The organism is Bacteroidia bacterium, assembly GCA_037045145.1.
In the GTDB taxonomy this organism is placed as follows: domain Bacteria; phylum Bacteroidota; class Bacteroidia; order AKYH767-A; family OLB10; genus OLB10.
Window position 1 is genome coordinate 1,312,680 of record JBAOIA010000011.1, and the last position, 20,947, is coordinate 1,333,626.

The window sequence follows — 20,947 nt, forward strand, 5'->3', positions numbered from 1 at the left end:
TCAACAATCAGGGCAATGTGCACACCTCGCTCAATGTGCAGATACCCAAGCTGGTGTCCTTATCCTCTAACCTCAACAAGGTGGCCTACTACAAAACAGATTCATTTCTTTATTTCTACTATCAGAACACCGGTACTACAAAACTCAATTTCAACTTTACTTTTACACCCGATGCTACAAACTATTGTCAACGGATTACAACAGGGCAACCGGAATATAATATTGGGTTAAACGGCAACTTTGTTCCAACAACACCCAACATTGCTGAGGTGCTGAACATTGGCGACACCCTTGTCATCAGGCAGGCTGTTCAGGCTAATGAATGTTTGGATAAAAGCCCTGCCTGCGGGTCTGTAGCTGCGCAGTTGCAATGGACATGCAACAACAACATTCCATCAAATATTTTCTGCACCAATTGCAAAAATGGTATCACCGTAAACTACTACATTAACAGTGGCGATGCTCCTGTTGTGAAAATAGAACGTCTGGCGCCAGCAGACTCTTTGTATGATTTCAGTTGCCTGAACGATACGGTGAACTTTGTTCACTGGCAATATCGTGTTACCAACAGTGGTATGGGAGCCATGGATTCTTTGTTCTTTAACATAAACCAATCCTTTCCAACACTCAATAATGCCCTGCCCAATTATAATGCACTGTCATTAATTCCATTTCAAAGTTTTAGCTGGCAACAAAATACAGGAAGCCTTTGCACTGTTGCTGTGGATACCCTGCACCGCAGCGACTGGCTGTGCAAAAATTTAGTTGCCGATGCCTTGTTTGAAGCAGCCTTCAAAATAAAGAACTTCGGCAATGCGGATACCGTTATTATCGCTTTTAATACCCTGCGTTGCTCCGAAGAAGATACCAACCTGTTTAACATTCAAAAAAATTATAACCATTGGGGTTTAATTCTGTTAAGGGAAGAAAAGTTTGTGGCGATGGTGTGTCTGCAGACTATAATATAGGCTTAGCCAACACTACGTCCATCAGCACCCATGCCAGCGGAGGGTCGGCAGATGTTTCTCAGAATTTAATTTTCAGCCCCACGGTGACAGACCTTTCCGTAGCACCGGGCGCCACCTTTGGCGACAGCGCTCTTTTGAAAGTGCGTTTAAAAGGACTCTTGCCATCGCCTTATGACTATCAGCTTTATGGTTGCAGTGTGCCTGTAAACAACTGCCTGATGAACGGATGGCTCAGAGCAGAGGTACATTGCGACACCAATTTGCGCATTGCCGGTCCTGCCACGCATGCACAGTTGGTTTACTATCGTATTACGCAAGGCGACACCCTTGTTTTAAAACCCGATTATGTTTTTGCTGCTGTTGACACCAACCTTTGTGAAGCCGGAAACTACAACTACTATTTTAACATGAACAGTGCAGGCTTTAAAGCATTTTTAGACAGTGCCCATTTTGAATTTACCGTGCAGGCCTGCTGCAGAATTGATAAAGGAGCAACACCCTATCAAATCAATTTCTATACCTTGCCCAATCCGTCAAACTGTCTTACCCTGACACAAACCACGCCCAATACCCTGCCCGTGATTTCTGATGTGCGTCAACAATGGCTGCCGCTAAGCTACACCGGTGACCAGATAAGTGTCCACTGCCCTGGATGCCTTGCCCCAGGTGCTATTGTTTCAAATTATAAAATAAATCGTGTTTCTTTTGGCTTACAGGACAGCAATAATGACAGCCGCACTGATAATGCAACAAAGATAATCAAAGGCGACAACTATTACAACACTTTTAAAAATTATTTGAACGAAAATTTTGCCCATTACAGCGATACGCTGGAAGATTATCTTTCCGCCTATTTTCAGGATGGCGACAACTCCGGCACCGGTGGCGGATACACCTATCAGCAATTAGTGACTGCCGGAGTGCCACTGCACTTTATGCAACTGAGCCGCATTATTCCCTTTGGGCTGGATTCTTTTAACCTTACCATTGACAGTGTAGTGCTTTATATTGACACCCTCATTCCCAACACCAATGCCTGCATAGATTGTGCAGACTTTGGGCTAACAGGCAATAGTGTTGTTACTCAAAGTGTGGTGGCTTTTAATCGGGCCGATGCTTACAGCCATTGTGTTTTGGCCGATGTGCCGCGCAATCAGTTGCTGTTTACTTTTTGCGACACCACCGGTGGCAATATCCAGGCCTTCGAAACTTTTACCAACAACTCTTTTCCCTTTGTGGCTTTTAAAACAGGGCAACGCTACAGGCTTAAAGTGCGCTACTCGGTTTGCGGCAACTACCGTCTGCCGTTTAATTCTATAAGCAATCTGGTATGCAATTCGCCCATCAGCAACAACCTGTGGTTTACAGGCAAACAGCAAGGTGCCGATGCCATTGCAACCCTGCCACAAATGCCCAACACCGTTGGTGCTATGGAAACAGACTTTCATTATTCCTTTAACGCAAGCAGTGGTTATCCGTTGCCCAATCAGAACTTTATTGACTCTGCACGTTTCTACTGCGAAACTTTTGGCGGCAGGTTTTACTTTGCACCTACCTCGTACTACAACAACAGCACTGTTACCAACAGTCAGGGTTGCGAAAAACGAATCACTGCCGTTTATATTGCCGACCTTGCAGGCTACAGAAACCGTATCTTTGATGTTTATCCATACGAATATAAAGTGCCGCCACTTTTTGCCGATACCATCAGTTTTCAGATACCTAACGGTTATTACATCTCCCTGATGAGAGTCCGTTCCGGTGTGTATTACGATAACAACGGACAACTGATGGCACCCTTTTCTGCTTACGACACGCTGACACCACCACAGCTTACAGGTCTGGTGCAGATACCCTTTGACGCACTGCCAGTGATGCATTGTTTGCAACAAAGCATGAGTCCCGCAGGCAATGACACGGCTGCCTTTGCTGGCGACCAGTTTACCCGATTGGAATTGCAGTGTTTTATCCGAAGGTTCGACTGCAGCAACACTATTGACACCCTGCCGCTGTCGTCCGTTTATAGCAGCACAGGATTGTTTGAGTCGGAATGCAATCCAACAGAAAACCTCTCTTGCACACCTTTAGCAACAGCAGCAGACTCCATTCCTTTTAATGCCAACATACAACCGCTATTGGTACAGCCCAACCTGAACCTTGTTTTGCCTGTGAGCAACGTTGCCAATGCACAGCAGCAACAGTTGTGCTGGACAGTTAAAGTGCTCAACCCAAAGGTTGTTGTACAGCCCGGAACGCCTGACATTTACAGCACCGGTGCCGACAATGTGTTTTTGGGAGTGCCTTTAAATGGGGCAATCCCTGCCCTTCAAAACTGGCAGTTTACCCCCACGGGTCAGAGTACCATCAATGCTGTTAACGGCATCATTCCGCTTACGGCACATCTGGCAGCCGGTGATTCTGTTACAGGGCAGCTATGCGCTACTTTTGTGAGCTGCGACAGCACCATAAACTCCTTCCCTTTATATTACGGATGGAACTGCAACGGCTTTCCTGTGGCCACTTCGCAAATACCCGATACGGTATGTGGTGCCGGCTCTGTGACGCTTGGAATAGAATATTTTGAGGCAGCCATCACTGGCGAAGGCAAAGGATATATCCCTAATAATTACACCCTTTGCGACACCCTTAAAAAATTTACCTGCATTTTTAACAGCAATCCGGGATATGCCTATCCCGACTTTGCAGGGCTGATTAATATACCACAGGGGCTGAACATACTCAGTGCCTATATACTGAACCCCAATGCTACGCCCGTTACGGTCTCCTACCTTACCGGCAGTGCCCCCTCGTGGCAGATAACACCTGCCAACATGCAGGCTTTGGGCTTTGCCAATGGCGGCATACACCTCACCGACAGGTTTTGTGTTTATTTTAATCTGATTCCTGAGTGCGCATTTGCCTCAGACACCATTTTGCCCAACATACTGGTAGCCGGCAAAAACTACTGTGGCGACTCGCTTTCCTATACAGCCTATTTTAACTACAACAACCAGAATCCGCTGTTTATGGACAGCACTGCCTGTACAGACTGCTGGAGCATTACCAAAACTGCCGGCACCGACACGGCAGCAGCCTTTACCGATACGGTGACCTATACCATTACCGTGTGCAACAACAGCGTAAATACGCAGACCGGTATTCTCAGCGACATTACCCCACCGGGCTTTGTGACCACAGGCACCACGCTGCCTGCAACAGTAACACTCACCTCCATGCAGTGCAGCACATTCACAGTAAGCGGTTACTTTACACAGCAGGGCAGTTGCTTCTACAACGTAGCAAGCGTTACTTCTCCTGCTAATACAGTTTGGAAAGATAGTGTGTGTGTTACTGTAACCTACCCCTGCACCAACAGCGCAACACTCATTATTCCGGACAGCACTTACAGCACAGCATTAAATTACCGTTACGATACGTTGGATATATACATTGCCGGAAGGCTTTATGTAAACGACACCCTAAAATTGATGCGCTGCAATGTATATATGAATGCAGGGGCGCATATTATAGTGCAGGCTGGCGGCTACTTGGATATTGACAGCAGCGTGGTGATGGGTTGCCTTACCATGTGGCGCGGCATAACAGTGCTTGACTATGGAGAGTTGTTAGTGCATGAAGGCAGCACCGTTACCGATGCCGACACTACTGTTTTGGCAAACAACAAAGCAAAAGCTACATTGCAAAACGCTTATATCAAAAACTTTGTGCTGGGTGTGTATATGCCGCCATCTGCAAATGCTTTCTACAATGGAACTACTTTAAAAATAGAACAAACAACTTTTGATTTCACGGCATTTAAACAAAACTATGCAGGACAAAATACACATGGCTCTAAGCCTGAATGTGGTGTTTTGCTCAATGATTGGATTGGAACCATAGGAACCTATCAGGATTCATTATGGCTAAACAAATTCTTAAATCTGAACAATGGTATTGTTGTAAAAAGCAGCACTGTAACAGTAAAAAATTGTTTCTTTGGCAATATACAGGCAGATGCTTTTTATGGCAAGCCATATAACGGCACATCCGTAGTATCTGTTGGCGATATTGCTGCGGGCAAAAGAGGCAACCTCACCATGCAGCCCGTGATGAACAACCACAAGACCATGACCTCTTGTTATGGCGGAGTGTGGACAAGTTACAGCACACTGAACTTAAACAATGTGCGCATGGACAGTATGTATATAGGCGCAACAGTGAACCGTTGTAAAGACTATCTGAGCGCTACCATTGCCTGGAATGAAATAAAAGCCACCCGTGCAGGTATTGTTTGCAACAACAATGCCGGTGCAGCCAAGTTGGATTTAAACAATAACACCATTCATGTTGATGGCACTGGATTAAATGTGGCTTCGGGTATTGTCATTAACGAAATCAATAAAAACGGACAGGGTAACTATAGTATTGATAACAATTCCCTGTACCTTTACAATGTGCGTTATGGCATACGGATGCAAAATGTTTACAAACCCTTGCTCGCACATAACTACATAGAACAAAACAACAGCAGCAGCAACTTTTACAGCGAAGGCATAACATCAAACAATTGCGACAGCACACAGATTCGTTGCAATGGTGTGCGCAACTTGAATGTTGCCAACACAGTAACAAAAGGAATTGTTTATAGCATTAGTAGTAATGCAAGCATCAGTTGCAACAGCATTGACAGCACAGCCACTGGAATATTTTTTGGTGGCAACTGCATGGGTGCACAACTAAAAGGCAACACCATGCGCAATAATTTATTGGGACTGTACATTAATAATGTTGGGTTAATTGGTGTGCAGCCCAACAATGGAAATAAATTTATTGATTACCGCGACACCGTTGGTGCTTATAATGCAAATACAAGCCAGCCTGGATTGTTTGGTTCTCAATTCAGAGTAAGAACCACCGATGTGCCGGGTAATATTTATTACCCTGTATTGTCTCAACAGAATAATGGTTGGTTTAATCCTATTTTAAATACAAGCCCTTTCCAATGTGGTGCAACTTGTTATGATATGCTTGAAGGCATAGATAATGAAATATTATTTCGCATCATTGCAGACGACAGTGTACTCACAGAAGAATTTATCCCCGAAAGCCAAAGTATGGCAAGACAGTATTTATTTCAGATATTGGCAACAAATGATAGCTTGCTAAATAGCGATACCTTGTTTCAGTATTTTTACAATGAAATGCTTGCAGAGGCAGAAGGACAACTCAATGTAGTAGAAAGAAGATTTGAAACTTATGGCAAAATGGATAGCACCTTTGCGCCCATGTTGCATAACATTGATTCACTATTAAAAGAATTTAGTAATTCTGTAGAAGATTTTGAAGCGATGCGAGATTCAATCGAGCAATCAGGCACCAATGCAGATTCTTTATTTGAGCAATGGACTATACAAATAGAAAATTTAGAAACAACAAGACAGAACATTCTATTGCAGCATAACGCTGTTATATCGGGCGAAATGTACGAAGGCGAGTTAACCAACAACATCATTAACGGTGATGAGCAGAATGAAACAAATAGTACGCAAATGAATGAACTGTTCATACTGTTGGAAGAAGCCAATTATACAAACCTTAATGAATTGTACTCGCAGTTATTAAGTATTGCCGAGCAATGCCCTTACTACGGAGGAGAAGCGGTTTACAGGGCAAGAGCAGTGTTAGAATTAGTGAATGATAGTTTGATTTATAATGATGATGTTAATTGTTTGCTTTATGGAATTTATCGGAAAGGACAAACAAGTAATGAAGTTTCATTAGAAAAAATTGAAGTAAAGCCTAACCCATCAAGCGATCACATTTCAATAAAAGTTAGTTGCATGGAGAATGAAATATTCAGTGCTGATATAACAAATGCGGTAGGACAAAGTGTACTGAATAAAAAATTGAAATGTAATCAAGAGAACATAATTAATATTAGAGAATTACAACAAGGCGCATATATGCTTGTTGTAAGAACAAAAAATAAAATTCAGAACTTCAAACTCATTATTGTAAGGTGATACGAAATAAATTTTATTTTATAGCTTTAATGATGTTTTACCCTGTGATTGCACAATCACAGGGTAAAACTCATAACTTTTTAATTGGACACAATTATCTAACCGACCAATACACCACAGCAGGAAAAGGACGCTTGTTGTTTGATAGTTCGTCTGTGGTTGTTATTGGTGAGGCTCGTAAAATATCTTTTGGAACTACGCAAGCCAATATTAGTGATGACAATGGCAATTTGCTAATGGTTAGTAACGGCTGTTGGATAGCTGATGCCACAGGCGACACCATGCTAAATGGTAATGGATTAAACCCTAATTCATTCACTAACGATTATTGCGATTCTTTTGGGGGATTACCATTACCGCATGGTAATATTATACTGCCTTATCCGAGCAATCCCGATAAATACATTTTATTTCATCAGACAGGAAATTATAACAACAATTTAATTTCAACCGAATTGTATTACTCGGAAATTGATTTGTCGCTGAATGGCGGCTTGGGTGCGGTAACTGCAAAAAATCAGATTATTTTGAATGATAATTTATCATGGGGATTAGCAGCCTGTAAGCACGCCAACGGAAGGGACTGGTGGATTGTTACCTTAAAAGATATGACTACTATCATTCATAAATTTTTATTGGATTCATCTGGCATTACCTACATGGGTACTCAAAATTTAGGATTCCCCCAACCATTTAATTACAATGCAACACAGTCTGTTTTCTCTCCAGATGGAACTAAGTTTGCATATACTTTCGGTCAAGGGGGAACAAACCCATTCCATGACGTAAGGCTTTTTAATTTTGACAGGTGCAGCGGTAATTTTACGGGATTGGAATATATCGCATTAAATGACAGTTCCAATGGTTTCAGTTTGGCATTTTCACCCAATTCAAAATATTTATACCATTCCTCTTTTCAGAGAGTTTATCAGTTTAATACTGACACTTCTGACATCGCAGCAAGCAAAGCCACAGTAGCAGTTAATGATGTTTTCTATTCGCCTGTACCGCCATTCTCAACAAATTTTTGGCTGATGTACCTTGCTGCCAACGGCAAGATTTATATTTCATCAGGCAACGGTGTAGTAGATTATCACTATATCAGCTATCCTGACAGTGCAGGCATGGCATGTGATGTTCATTTACATGATTTACATTTACCCTGTTATTCATTCAGAGGAAATGTTAATCACCCTAATTATTATTTGGGCTGCGATACCACACAAACAACCTGTCCATGCTTAGCAACAGGCATAAATGAAATTAAGCAACATGATTTTAAATTTTCTGTTTCGCCAAACCCATCAAACGGCAGCTTCAAAATAATTTATCTCTTACCCCAAAATCAAAAAGGTGTTTTTGATGTGTATGATATTACAGGCAAGAAAGTTTTTTCTTATTACTTACCTCAATGGAGTACATTACAAAATTTTGATTTGAGTTTTTTAGGTGGTGGGGTTTATCAGTGCTTAATCAAAAGTAATGGTTTTATTACAGCTAAAAAATTAGCCATTATAAAATGAGAAATATATTTATCCCCGAAAACCAAAGCATGGCAAGGCAGTATTTGTTTGAAGTATTATCAAACAACGACAGCTTGCTTGCAAGCGACACATTGTTTCAGGATTTTTACAATGAAATGCTTGCAGAGGCAGAAGGAAAACTCAATGCAGTAGAAAGAAGATTTGAAACCTACGGCAAAATGGATACTACGTTTACTCCAATGTTGAATAACATAGATACTTTATTGAAAATATTTAATAGTTATTTAGAACATTTTGAAACTATACGAGATTCCATTGAGCAATCAGGTACTAATGCAGACTCTTTATTAGAACAATGGATTATACAAATAGAAAATTTAGAAACAACAAGACAGAACATTGTATTGCAGCATAACGCTGTTATGTCGGGCGAAATGTATGAAGGTGAATTAACCAACAACATTATAAATGGCGATGAACAGAATGAAACAAACAGCACATTAATGAACGAGCTGTTTATGCAATTGGAGGAAGCAAACTATACAAACATTAATGAATTATATGCACAGTTAATGACGATAGCCGAGCAATGCCCCTACTATGGAGGCGAAGTGGTTTATAGAGCAAGAGCTGCATTGGAATTAGTGAATGATAGTTTAACTTACAACGATGATGTTAATTGCTTGCAATTCGGTATCTATCGCAATGCTGAAACAATAAATAATAATTTGAATATTATTGTTAAGCCTAACCCTGCTAATGATAATATTTTTGTATCTGTTTCATGTAAAGATGTTGAATTATTTAATGCAGAACTAAGAAACGCTATTGGGCAAGTAGTTTATACCGGTATGCTTAACTGTAATAAAGAAAACAGAATTAAAATTCAGCAATTAAAACAGGGCATTTATTCTTTAATCATTAAAACAAGAGAAGGAAGTAATTCTTATAAAATTGTAATTATAAGATGATGAAAAAATTATTGTTGATTTTAGCTGTGATGTTTACCCCTATGCTAATAAAAGCACAGGGAAAAGCACATAATTTTTTAATAGGCTATCAGAGTACAGGAGGATTATATACAACACATGGCAAAGGCGAAATATTATATGACAGCACATCGGTAACAGTCATTGGCGGTTATCGAAAAATGTCATTTGGAGCAACACAAGCAAATATAAGTGATGAAAATGGAAATTTATTAATGAGCAGCAACGGTTGTTGGATAGCCGATGCCACAGGCGACACCATGCTAAATGGTAGTGGATTAAACCCTAATTCATTTACCAATGATTATTGTGATTCTTCCTCAGGTTTACCGCTTTCACATGGCAATATCATTTTACCTTATCCAAATCATCCCGATAAATATATTTTGTTTCACCAGACAGGAAATTATAATGCGCCTTACTTAATTTCAACAGAATTATATTATTCAGAAATTGATTTATCGCTCAATGGCGGTTTAGGTGCGGTAACGGCAAAAAATCAGATTATATTAAATGATATTATAGCTGGTGGATTGGCAGCGTGTAAGCACGCCAACGGAAGGGATTGGTGGATTATTGCATTAAAAGATGCAACCACTATCATTCATAAATTTTTATTGGATTCATCAGGCATTACCTACATAGGTACTCAGAACTTAGGATTTCCGATTCCTTTTTCAGGTAATGCTACACAACCTACTTTCTCCCCTGACGGCACTAAATTTGTTTATGGTTCGGGTAGAGGCGGTGGAATATCAACGGCCTTTCATGATGTGCGGTTATTTAATTTTGACAGGTGCAGCGGTAATTTTACAGGATTAGAATATGTTGCGTTAAATGACAGTGCCACAGGCTTTGGTTTGGCTTTTTCACCTGATTCAAAATATTTATATAACGCTTCTTTTCAAAGAATTTATCAATTTAATACCGACACTTCTGATATTGCAGCAAGTAAAACAACGGTTGCCGTTAATGATGGGTATTATTCCCCAATACCTCCATTTCAAACAGATTTTTGGTGGATGTATCTTGCCGCCAACGGCAAAATTTATATTTCATCGGGTAGTAGTGTAGTAGATTTTCATTATATCAATTACCCCGATAGTGCAGGCTTAGGGTGTGATGTTCATTTGCATGATTTGCATTTACCTTGTTTTAATTTCAGAGGCAATGTTTATCATCCCAATTATTATTTGGGCTGTGATACTACACAAACAACTTGCCCTTGTTTGATTACAGGCATAAATGAAATTAAGCAACACGATTTTAAATTTTCAATATCCCCAAACCCTAATAACGGCAGCTTCAAAATAATTTATCTCTTACCCCAAAACAAAAGTGGTACACTTCAAATTTTTGACATAACCGGCAAAGAAGTTTTTAGGCAAAACCTGTCGCCTTGGAGTACAATGCAATATATATCCTTACCAAAACTTGCAAACGGAATTTATAATTGCACAATCACAAGCAATAATGAAAGAGTGCATAAAAAATTGGTTATCCTTAAAGAATGATAAAAAAATACTAAGTTCTAAACTCAAAACAATCATTCCATGTTTACAAAGTGTTCTTCTTGGCTCAAAGACCGACCTTCTGAAAAAACACGTTAAGCAAAAGCCAAGTTTATGAGCAAAAAGAAAACAAACTGTTTGAAGTTGTCTGCATTTCCGCCTGTGGCGGATTGCGGCAACAAGTTTTTGTTTTCGTGCATAGCCGGCTTTTGTAGTGTTTTTTCAGACAGTCTTGATTTTTTGGTTCTTTTGTATCAAGACAAAAGAACAAGAAAAGAACCACTTAGATTACTGCAATGGAATATCACCAAAACTGCCGGCACTGATACGGCAGCAGCCTTTACCGATACGGTGACCTACACCATCACCGTGTGCAACAACAGCGTAAATACGCAGACCGGTATTCTCAGCGACATTACCCCAACGGGCTTTGTGACCACAAGTACCACGCTGCCGCCAACGATAACGCTTAATTCTATGGAGTGTGATACGTTTACCGTATCAGGATATTTTACCTCTCCGGGAAGCTGTTTTTACAATGTAGCAAGCGTTACTTCGCCAATGGGCACTACTTGGAAGGATAGTGTTTGTGTTACAGTGATAAATGTATGCAACGTACCCAATGCCCAGCAAATTGCAGACAGCAGCTTCTCATTACCAATGAGTGCAAGCTATAGCAATGTGAGTTTTGTCTTACATGGAAGGTTTTATGTAAACGACACATTAATCCTCACCAACTGCTCTGTTTATGCCTATCCTGCTGCGCAGATAATCGTTCTCACAGGAGGCGCACTCATATTGCAGGGAACATCAATTACCGCATGTACACAGATGTGGAAGGGTATCATGCTGAACGACAAATCCAGATTGGTGATGACAGAGCAAAGCCTTGTTGCTGATGCCGACATAGGCATACAGGCAATGAATGGCTCATCATTCTTTCTGCTCGGCAGCCGTGTTACCGACTGCGTGCGCAGCATCTTTGTGCCGCAGCAAAGCAACGGACTGAACAACATACAGGGCTATGTAAACGATTGCAACTTTGGGCTGTATGCAACAGCCTTTAAGCCCGATTATACAGGGCAGCCGCCACACCATGCCATGCCTCGTGCCGGCATGGAGTTTAATGATGTGGTAATGACCATTGGCGACTACCAGTACAATGAGTTTCGCAACTGCAACTGGGGTATTTACGCAGTGCGCTCCATGCTGAAAGTTCAGAAAGGACGTTTTTACAATCTGAACAAAGGTGGCAGCCTTTACGGCAGTGCAGCGCATAAAGGCTCGGCAATTGTTGCCGAGAGTAAGACGGCTGGCAAGGCAGGCAAATTGCAGGTTGCCGACTGCCTGATAGATACCTGCGAGCATGGCATTTACACAGAGTGGACAACGGCAGACATCAACAACGTAAATGCCCTGCACGTTACCGGCAACGGTAGTTACCATCTCTACTGCAACAGTGCCAACATGAGCACCTATGTTGCTGCCTGCAATCTAGAGGCGGGCAAGGCAGGCATTGTATTTCAAAACAGCGAGCAGGCAAGCATGACAGCAAAGAACAACACGATAAAAGTAACCACAGGAGGCAGCTCTGTGGGTATAAAGATAATAGCTACCAGCAGCAATGCAGGTAACTATGTGTTAAAAGGTAATGTAATAGAAGCAGCCAACGGCAACGGTATAACGGTTAACTTTGCCAAAAACGCTACCATTGTTGACAACATGATAAAACTTAGCGGCAACACCACCAACGGCATATCGCTTACAGGCTGCGACAGTTCAACGGTGAGTTGTAATACAGTGAGCGGGCGCTATCCTGCGGTAAGTTATCAGAACAAAGGAATAAATGTATCACATAGTACAAATAATTATATGAATTGTAACAATACAGACTCTACCTATTTAGGAAATTATTTTGCAGGTGTTTGCACAGGTACAAAATTTAAAGGCGCAAAAATGAATAGGCATTTTGAAGGACTGCGGTTATACACCAATGCTGTAATAGACACACAGGCTCATGCAGGGAACCTTTGGTACGGACCCTTTAGCACAGGCGGCTATGGTGCGAATAACTTGAATAATGGTAATCCGGCTGCATTACAGCAATCTCTATTTCTAATTGATTATAGTTATGGTGGAGCATACCTGCCAACTATACCAGCAAATAATACAGGATGGATTATTAATGATGTTGGAACTGAATTTAATTGCTCAGGCTATATACTTTGTGAAGATATTTCTCATGATGAAAGGGCAGCTTCTCAACTGCAACTTACAATAGCAGAAGACAGTTTGAAAACATCTGAGTTCTCAGATGAAACAAAGATAATGGCAAAAAATTATTTGTATAAAGATTTAAAAGAAAACGATTCATTGGCTTATGGAAACTTTTTGCTTACTTCATTTTTAGCACTTAATGAAAGCACAGCAACAGGGCAGTTATATGTTGTAAACAAAGCAATGAAAGAGGCTGATGTTATCAGTGAAACAGAAAATCAAAGTTTGAATAGTTTAAGTAATTTAACGGATTCCGTTATTGGAAACATTTATTATTTAGACAGTTTGGCTAAGGCGGATTCAACATTAAATTTAATTAATCAAAGAGATAGTTTAGTGCAGCAAATAAATAATGCGTTTCAAAATAAAACTGATTTACTTAATCAATTAGGTCAAGTAAAGGAGCAATCATTGATAAACATACAATCAGTAAGTAATTCAATCATTACAAGTAATACACCTGATGAATACGAAAAGGAAATGAGCGATGTAGAAATAGCCTATCAAACAGGAGGAATAGCAGAGTTACAAAGCAGGTATAGTCAGGTATTGGCTGTAGCTGTGCAGTGTCCTCACGTAGGAGGTAAGGCTGTTTATAAAGCAAGAAGTTTTATGGCTCTATTGAATGAATCAATTGAGTATGATGATGTTTCTGTATGTACACAAGCAGGATATAGAAAAGCAGCTACTAATGAACCTGCAAAAGAAGTAATTAAAGGAAACATCTTCATAATTCCAAATCCTGCCAATGAGGTAATAACTGTTGCATTGAGCGATGATATGAGTGGAATTTGTAAAATACTGTTTTACGATGTAGTTGGTAAATTAATTCTATCAAAGGAATTGGATTGTAATAAAAAAGCACATTCACTGAGTGTTAAAAACCTAAGTGAAGGCATATACACTGTAAAAGCAAAACTATCCAATCAAAATTCAAAACAGTTTAAGTTGACAGTAGTACGATGAAACGATTTGGTATCCTAATCAGAGGTAGCATAATTTTGCTACAAATCATCTTGTTTGCAAACAGTTGTTTATCGCAAGGCTATAATCATACTTGGCTTTTAGGGTATCATCCTAATGTAAACAATCCTTTTGACACTATGGCACAAATTGATTTTAACATTTCAAGTTTCAGTATAGTAAATTATCAAAGAAAAATCCCTTTTAGGGGGTTTACACAGGCAAACATCAGTGATGCCAACGGAAATTTATTAATGAGTAGTAATGGTGCATGGATAGCCAACAGCACTGGCGATACTATGATGAATGGAAGTTTTTTGGGGTATGATTCATATATAAATGCAAATGCACAAGGGCTCTCACTTGTTTATGCAAACACTTTAATTCCTTATCCTGCTGATTCTTCCAAATATGTTTTATTTCATCATTCAACAGAATATGATGGCTTTTCTTATCCAGTTTATTCAATAAATTATAGTGTTATTGATATTACAAAAGATGGTGGTTTGGGTGCTGTTGATTCAGTACAAAAATATGTTACTGCTATTCAAGATACATTTAATTGCGGCATTGCCGCCTGCCGCCATGCCAATGGTAGGGATTGGTGGGTAGTGGCTCAGAAACATGATACAGATACCATTTATAAAATTCTTTTTACTACAAACGGCATTGCAAGCGTAACAACTCAAAAGTTAAATGTTCCTAAAGCATGGTATAATGTTTCTCAATTAACGTTTTCACCTGACGGTAAAAAATTTGTTTACCAAACCTATATTCCAAATCAACCCGATAGCAGCTATATTTTAACTTTTGATTTTGACCGATGTTCGGGATTGTTTACAACGCACAATCCTGTATTTGTAAATAGAGGATATATCTGGGGCTTGGCATTTTCTCCAAATTCACAGTTTGTTTATGCCTGCACCACTGATAAGTTATATCAGTTAGATTTGAATACAAACAACTTAGACACAATAGCTACCTATGATGGTTTTAATTCGCCTTATACATGGTGCTGTCCGACCACTTTCTTTAACTGCTACCTTGCTGCAAACGGCAAAATTTACATTACCTGCGGAAATGCAATTCAACATATACATGAGATAAATTATCCTGACAGTACAGGCACAGCCTGTGACTTTCAACAACACGCTATTCCTATTGATTGTTATCATAGAGGTTCTGTACCCAATCACCCTAATTATTATTTAGGCTGCGATACCACACAAACCACCTGCCCTTGTTTGATTACAGGCTTTAATGATGTTAAGCAACATGATTTTAAATTCTCCATTTCGCCAAATCCTAATAACGGAAATTTTAAAATAATGTATTTGCTTCCACAAAATAGTAAAGGTATTTTAGAGGTATTTGACATAACCGGCAAACAAGTTTACAAACAAAACTTGCCACCTTGGAGTACAATGCAGTATATATCCTTACCAAAACTTGCAAACGGAGTTTATAATTGCACAATCACAAGCAATAATGAAAGGGTGCATAAAAAGTTGGTTGTCCTTAAAGAATAACGTAGTATTTTTAAAACAGCTATGTATCGGTTTGTAATACTACAATCCCAGTGCGCTGACGATCCAACAAAGGTGCGAACCTTAAATTTTCCAGCTTATGTAGGGCAGGCTTTGCGTAAAAAGAAAATTTACGGTTGGCTTTGGTAATACTTACACTACCTTTGCCAAGGGTGACTTGCACGGCTGAATAAAAATATGATATACAATTGCAGTATGCAATAGAATGCTTTTTAGATACAATCGTTCTATTTCGAAAAATCGAACATGATTTTAACCCGTGTATCGCGTGATGTAATCAGAATGCAGGATTGAATCAAAAAATTACTTCTTCTGATTCAATCCGGCCATTACCTGCTGTGCTTGTTTATCGTCAGGAACCAACTCAAGAACTTTTTTCCAGTAAGATTTACTTTCATCAGTTTTTCTGTCAATAAGATAATAATAGCTGCCAAGATATTTATATGATTCTACCAACCCGTTTTTGTATTTATCTGCATTGGCAGAATCTGCAAGTGCTACTTCAATGTATTTCTCATAATAAGGTTTTGCCTTACCTTCTTTGGAGTCAGGGTCGAGCTGTGCATTGGTTTGTGCTCGCCATAAAACCCCATTGGGCCAAGTAGGTAATAGCTCAATAACTTTTGCAAACATAGTGTCTGCATGGGTATAGTCTTTGTTAAAATAGTATGCTCTTGCTAAGTTAAAATAGTCTGTTGACGTCAGCCCTTTGCCGTTGTTTACTCTCCGCTCGTAAGCATTGACAGCTTGTGGATATTTTTTCAATTTCATATACATACTTCCCATGTCTTGAAGAATTTCTGTCTTGGTAGTATCTATCAGATACGACTTTTCAAAATTTTCAGCTGCCAGAGAGTCGTTACCTTCCTTAAGTAATATCTTGCCATTGTATTCATAGTCCATTGCTGTGCGTTGGTTTTCTATGGTAGTGTTCATGATTTTTTCCATCAGCATTTTTGCTTTAGGAATATCATTCATCTCAAATGCATTGTAGGAAGACAGACGCAGCATGCCGATGTTTGATGAATCAATGGAAGACAGTTGATTAATTTCTGACTGTGCATCTGCAAAATCGCCACTCATAAACAGAAATGATGCATAGCGCATTCTTGCCATAGTGTTATTCTTACTCAACTCTAAATATTTTCTGTAAGATTGTTTGGCTTCATCCAACTTACGCATTTTGAAATAGGTTTCTGCCAATTCGCGATAGGATGGTGCAAATTCAGGATTCATTTTAATGGCAGATTGAAACTCTGCAGCAGCACCTTCAAAGTTTGTGGAGCGTTTATACAACACCCCTTTTTGAACAATAGCTTTTACCGCTTTTTTGTCGAGGTCGAGGGCACGGTTGTAATTTTCAGCAGCAAGTGTTCCATTGTTTTGTTCGGAATAGGCATCGCCTAATAAGATGTATAACTCTGGATTTTTTGAATCAACGGCTATGGCGTTGTTAAGTAGTTTGATGGCATAGCTAAGATCTTTGCTCCTTGTTCTGATAAAACTTTCAGCAACTTCACTTTGTACCAAAGATGTTTTGGAGCCAGACATTGTTAATGCTTTATCAAAATCGGCACGTGCTTCACTATTGAGACCTTTCTCTAATTTTATTTTACCTGTACCTACCAGGTTTATTGGATTTGCAGGCTCAGCTTGTAAACCTTTTGAGTAAGCAATAGCAGCAGAATCTAAGTTGTCACTTTTAAAATAATTTTCGCCATAATAAAACCAATTGGTTCCATTGGCAGGTTCTTTTTGTAATAATGATTTAAACAGGTCACCTGCAACTTCATACTGTTCATTGTCCGTCATGGCAATAGCCTCTTTCAGTGTTTGTGCATGTACTGCCTGTGTGTACATCAGGCTCAGAAAAAAAATCGTTCTTTTCATTCTATTAAAATTGGTAATTATAATTTAGTTTTATCAATTTCCTGTTCTTACTATTCTAACCGGCATGGTAGCTGGCAGCAGTCCTTTTAATCTTACAAGCCGCTGCCCCTGATCGCCTGCAACAAATGATGCAAAGCCGGTGCCAAGTCCGTTGCGCGATTGTCTGTTAATCAAAAATACATCTCGCGTTAACGGATATTGATGTAACGCAATATATGCTTGATATGGTTTGTAATAGTCAGTATATTCTTTTGCGGTGTCATTTTTCAATGCAACTACATTAATCTGATTTAAAAATGTCATTGAGGTGGTATCATCGCTGTCGCTAATCCATCCAACACCAATTATACCAACAGCATTATTTTTATTAATAACGTAATCCATCACCTCTTTGTTTGAATTGAGTGCATAACAGTTAGCGGGAAAGTTTACGGTTTTAAGGAATTTTTCTTTGAGATACCGCACATTGCTTGAGCCATTTTGATCAAATACCACTGCTATTTCACCTAGTTTATTTTTCGGTGATATCTGATTCCAGTTATTGATTTTTCCGTTAATCACAGCATCGAATTGTGCTAATGTCAGTAAAAAATCAGGATTATTTTTATTGATGATTAATGCCAGTGCATCAACAGCTATTCGGTTGGAGCGTGCCAGTACTTTATGGTCTTTAAAATATTGATGTTGTTCTGCAGAGAGGTCTCTTCCGGCAATAATTACTTTCACCGAGTCGTGCATTAAATAATTTACAGCATCTGTTTCTGTCTTATAACTAATTTCAATTTTCGCATTTTTATAGAGTGACATAAAAGTTTCAGCCTGACTGTTCATGAGAGGCTCGAAGCTTTCGTCAGAAACTATTTTTAAGTTTCCGGATGTTGGTGTATCGCTCAAGTCGGGTTTAAATGCATTGCCACCACAGGCAGCAAATTGCAGAGCAATTGCAGTTGATAGGAATGTGAGTATGATATTTTTAATTTTCATCTAGTGGTTCTTGTTCTTTTTTGGATGTACGGAAACTTCTATAACCTCGATATATAGCATAAGAAACTAAAATTCCGCCTAACCATTTTTGTTGTGGCTGGTCGAGTAAATCAAGTTTATCTGCAAATATCAAAAAAAAACCCATGACTGCATAACCGGCAATCATGAGTAAATTAAAGTATAGACCAACTTTGCGGATCACACCGACAAAGAATTATTGCAATTTGAAGTTTACCGGAAGGTTATATTGTACAGCTACACTGCGGCCATTTTGTTTACCGGGTTTCCAATCAGGCATGGAGCGAACCACACGCAATGCTTCATCGTCCAAACCTGCGCCTTTACCACGTAGAATTTTAGCGTCTTTTACCTTGCCATCTTTATCAACCACAAATGTAACATACACAATACCCTCAATACCATTCTCACGTGCCATGGCAGGATACTTAATATTGTTTTGCAGGTATTTTATCAGTGCTGCTTCGCCCCCACCAGGAAACTGAGGCATTTCTTCAACGATGGTGAAAATTTTACCTTCGTTAGGATCAGCCACTACGGGTTCCGGTGGTAGCTCTGTTGCATTAGGGTCACCTTCCTGGGTTACCACGCCAACATTTGTTTCAGAAAGTTTTTCTTGTGGTGGTGGTTGTTCTTCCTCCACCGGTTTGTCAACAACAACAGGTGGCGTAAACTTAATTGTTTGAACAACCGGAGGTGGTGGAGGCGGTGGAGGTGGTGGAGGTTCTGCAGGATCAACCGGTGGTGGCTCAGATAATGTAACTTCAACTTCCTGTTGTGTTACATTTTCTGTTGCTTTATTACCCATCAGTTCCAGAATTAATGGCAAACTGATAAATACAATTAGTCCTGCTGCTGCAATAATAAATGCTATGTTTATTCGCTTGCTATAAAGCTGACGTATTAAATATGCGCCATAGCTTTTGTTTCTTCCGTCAAATACCAACTCATTACGTTTGGCAAATGTTGGATCATCCCAATTATTAAAAAAACTTGTTGCCATGATCAGTTCATTTTTTGAATTAAATCATATTCATCTTTCATCATATCCACAACGGCATATTTTCCAACGCTGCTGATGCTTAGCTCGTCAAGTATGTCAATCACATTTCTGTATTTTGCTTTATCATCAGTCTTTATCAAGACCATTAATGCACTTTTTTGTGACTTAGCTTCAACTGCAAGACGTTTAAAGGTCGAGTCTGCAATTTGTCGCTTTGCTAATTCATCCTCCAGACGTTTAACTTCTGCATGTGCTGCTGAATTTTTATCTAACAACACTTTACGGATACCTTTGTCTGAAAAGTCTGTTTTGTTAAGTTGTGTTTCGCCCGGTTTAAATTCTCCAAAGTACCAAAACACTCTGTCTTTATCACTCAATAATACAGTAATTGCATTGTTCACTTTCGTTGGCTCACCATCTTTTAACGGCATATTTATTTCAACCGTTTTTGGTTTACTGAAAGTGGTAGTAAGCATGAAAAAGGTGAGTAGCAGAAACGCCAGATCCACCATCGGTGTCATGTCAATATGAGTGGAGGCTTTCTTGGCGCGAACCTTACTATGTTTCCCGCCTTTCTCTTTACCACCACCTTGGTCGGTATTTACTTCAGCCATTTCTTCTTATTCTTGTACTGGTGTTGCTTGTAAATTAGTTATCAAATTAAAACGGTTGATTTTGTTTTGCTGGAAAATTTCAATCACACGCTTTATGTAAGTGTAATCAACTCTGCCGTCACCTTTAATGGCAAACCGCAATTCATTGCCTGCTTGTTTACGAGCTTCGTAGGCTTCATCACTTATTGCTGCTGTCCAGCCATAAACTATCCAGTCGGCAAGTTGATTATTGAGAGTATCTATCGGAATACCGCCTGTGGCCTTATCCATCTTTTTGCGTTCCGAATCCGGTGCTTCAAGATAGGCTTTGATTTTATCGGCAGGCATTCCAAATGTTGACATCAACGAAAATTTCTTCAAATCCTGCTCCGTTAACTGGAATTTATATTTCTCACTGATTCTTGTCATCAGGTTTCTGCGCACATTTTGTCCTTCGATATTAAAAAACACACGGCCAGCTGAATCAATTGTTACCTGCAAAGTGTTTTCAGGTAAAATTTTTGTTGAGACAGATGCCGGAGTGTCAACAATGACCGGTTCATCGGGACGGAATTTGGTAGTTAACATAAAGAATGTAACCAGCAAAAACGCCAGATCCACCATGGGTGTCATGTCTAACGATGGACTCTTCTTGGGTATTTTAATTTTTGGCATTATCTAATGCTGATAATTAATT

General features: G+C 39.6%; 13 protein-coding genes. 7 read left to right on the plus strand and 6 right to left on the minus strand.

All coding sequences use genetic code 11. The annotated features are described in order from the left end of the window. The first annotated feature begins 17 nt into the window (after positions 1 to 17). The 7 genes from V9G42_06765 to V9G42_06795 all read left to right on the plus strand — a co-directional run bounded on the left by V9G42_06765 (position 18) and on the right by V9G42_06795 (position 15,744). On the plus strand, positions 18 to 968 hold the full coding sequence (locus V9G42_06765) for a hypothetical protein (protein MEI2759122.1): 951 nt from the start codon (positions 18 to 20) through the stop codon (positions 966 to 968). Beyond that, positions 902 to 6,991: a T9SS type A sorting domain-containing protein gene (locus V9G42_06770; protein MEI2759123.1), complete on the plus strand. Its 6,090-nt coding sequence runs from the start codon at positions 902 to 904 to the stop codon at positions 6,989 to 6,991. The genes V9G42_06765 and V9G42_06770 overlap by 67 nt, the downstream gene beginning before the upstream one ends. After that, positions 6,988 to 8,514, plus strand: coding sequence for a T9SS type A sorting domain-containing protein (locus tag V9G42_06775; GenBank protein MEI2759124.1), 1,527 nt, complete (start codon positions 6,988 to 6,990; stop codon positions 8,512 to 8,514). The genes V9G42_06770 and V9G42_06775 overlap by 4 nt, the downstream gene beginning before the upstream one ends. Then, positions 8,511 to 9,446 carry a T9SS type A sorting domain-containing protein gene (locus V9G42_06780; GenBank protein MEI2759125.1) on the plus strand — a complete coding sequence of 312 codons (936 nt, stop codon included), beginning with the start codon at positions 8,511 to 8,513 and terminating at the stop codon, positions 9,444 to 9,446. The genes V9G42_06775 and V9G42_06780 overlap by 4 nt, the downstream gene beginning before the upstream one ends. Then, complete coding sequence (locus tag V9G42_06785) at positions 9,443 to 10,978, plus strand: T9SS type A sorting domain-containing protein (protein MEI2759126.1); 1,536 nt, start codon at positions 9,443 to 9,445, stop codon at positions 10,976 to 10,978. The genes V9G42_06780 and V9G42_06785 overlap by 4 nt, the downstream gene beginning before the upstream one ends. Before the next feature lie 111 nt (positions 10,979 to 11,089). After that, complete coding sequence (locus tag V9G42_06790; protein MEI2759127.1) at positions 11,090 to 14,218, plus strand: T9SS type A sorting domain-containing protein; 3,129 nt, start codon at positions 11,090 to 11,092, stop codon at positions 14,216 to 14,218. After that, a complete protein-coding gene (locus V9G42_06795; GenBank protein ID MEI2759128.1) occupies positions 14,215 to 15,744 on the plus strand; it encodes a T9SS type A sorting domain-containing protein in 1,530 nt (509 codons plus the stop codon). Before V9G42_06790 ends, V9G42_06795 begins: the two co-directional genes overlap by 4 nt. A gap of 321 nt (positions 15,745 to 16,065) precedes the next feature. Here V9G42_06795 and V9G42_06800 read toward each other — a convergent pair whose 3' ends face one another. From V9G42_06800 to V9G42_06825, 6 genes are read right to left on the minus strand one after another with little or no spacing between them, the layout of a single operon-like run. Beyond that, the gene (locus V9G42_06800) at positions 16,066 to 17,652 is read right to left on the minus strand and encodes a tetratricopeptide repeat protein (protein ID MEI2759129.1); all 1,587 of its coding nucleotides are present in this window, start codon (positions 17,650 to 17,652) and stop codon (positions 16,066 to 16,068) included. 33 nt (positions 17,653 to 17,685) lie between these two features. Beyond that, the gene (locus tag V9G42_06805; protein MEI2759130.1) at positions 17,686 to 18,636 is read right to left on the minus strand and encodes a substrate-binding domain-containing protein; all 951 of its coding nucleotides are present in this window, start codon (positions 18,634 to 18,636) and stop codon (positions 17,686 to 17,688) included. Continuing rightward, complete coding sequence (locus V9G42_06810) at positions 18,626 to 18,802, minus strand: hypothetical protein (GenBank protein ID MEI2759131.1); 177 nt, start codon at positions 18,800 to 18,802, stop codon at positions 18,626 to 18,628. The genes V9G42_06805 and V9G42_06810 overlap by 11 nt, the downstream gene beginning before the upstream one ends. 48 nt (positions 18,803 to 18,850) lie before the next feature. Next, the gene (locus tag V9G42_06815) at positions 18,851 to 19,657 is read right to left on the minus strand and encodes an energy transducer TonB (GenBank protein ID MEI2759132.1); all 807 of its coding nucleotides are present in this window, start codon (positions 19,655 to 19,657) and stop codon (positions 18,851 to 18,853) included. A 2-nt stretch (positions 19,658 to 19,659) separates the two neighbouring features. Then, a complete protein-coding gene (locus tag V9G42_06820) occupies positions 19,660 to 20,271 on the minus strand; it encodes a biopolymer transporter ExbD (GenBank protein MEI2759133.1) in 612 nt (203 codons plus the stop codon). 6 nt (positions 20,272 to 20,277) lie between these two features. Beyond that, entirely contained in the window at positions 20,278 to 20,925 is a 648-nt protein-coding gene (locus tag V9G42_06825) for a biopolymer transporter ExbD (GenBank protein MEI2759134.1), read from the minus strand. Between the last annotated feature and the right edge of the window lie 22 nt (positions 20,926 to 20,947).

Excerpts from the sequence above, each read along its gene's own strand:
- V9G42_06825 (MEI2759134.1), bottom strand. The coding sequence starts at position 20,925 with ATGCCAAAAATTAAAATACCCAAGAAGAGTCCATCGTTAGACATGACA.
- V9G42_06800 (MEI2759129.1), bottom strand. The coding sequence starts at position 17,652 with ATGAAAAGAACGATTTTTTTTCTGAGCCTGATGTACACACAGGCAGTA.
- V9G42_06790 (MEI2759127.1), top strand. The coding sequence starts at position 11,090 with ATGAGCAAAAAGAAAACAAACTGTTTGAAGTTGTCTGCATTTCCGCCT.
- V9G42_06780 (MEI2759125.1), top strand. The coding sequence starts at position 8,511 with ATGAGAAATATATTTATCCCCGAAAACCAAAGCATGGCAAGGCAGTAT.
- V9G42_06785 (MEI2759126.1), top strand. The coding sequence starts at position 9,443 with ATGATGAAAAAATTATTGTTGATTTTAGCTGTGATGTTTACCCCTATG.
- V9G42_06805 (MEI2759130.1), bottom strand. The coding sequence starts at position 18,636 with ATGAAAATTAAAAATATCATACTCACATTCCTATCAACTGCAATTGCT.
- V9G42_06820 (MEI2759133.1), bottom strand. The coding sequence starts at position 20,271 with ATGGCTGAAGTAAATACCGACCAAGGTGGTGGTAAAGAGAAAGGCGGG.
- V9G42_06815 (MEI2759132.1), bottom strand. The coding sequence starts at position 19,657 with ATGGCAACAAGTTTTTTTAATAATTGGGATGATCCAACATTTGCCAAA.
- V9G42_06795 (MEI2759128.1), top strand. The coding sequence starts at position 14,215 with ATGAAACGATTTGGTATCCTAATCAGAGGTAGCATAATTTTGCTACAA.
- V9G42_06810 (MEI2759131.1), bottom strand. The coding sequence starts at position 18,802 with ATGATTGCCGGTTATGCAGTCATGGGTTTTTTTTTGATATTTGCAGAT.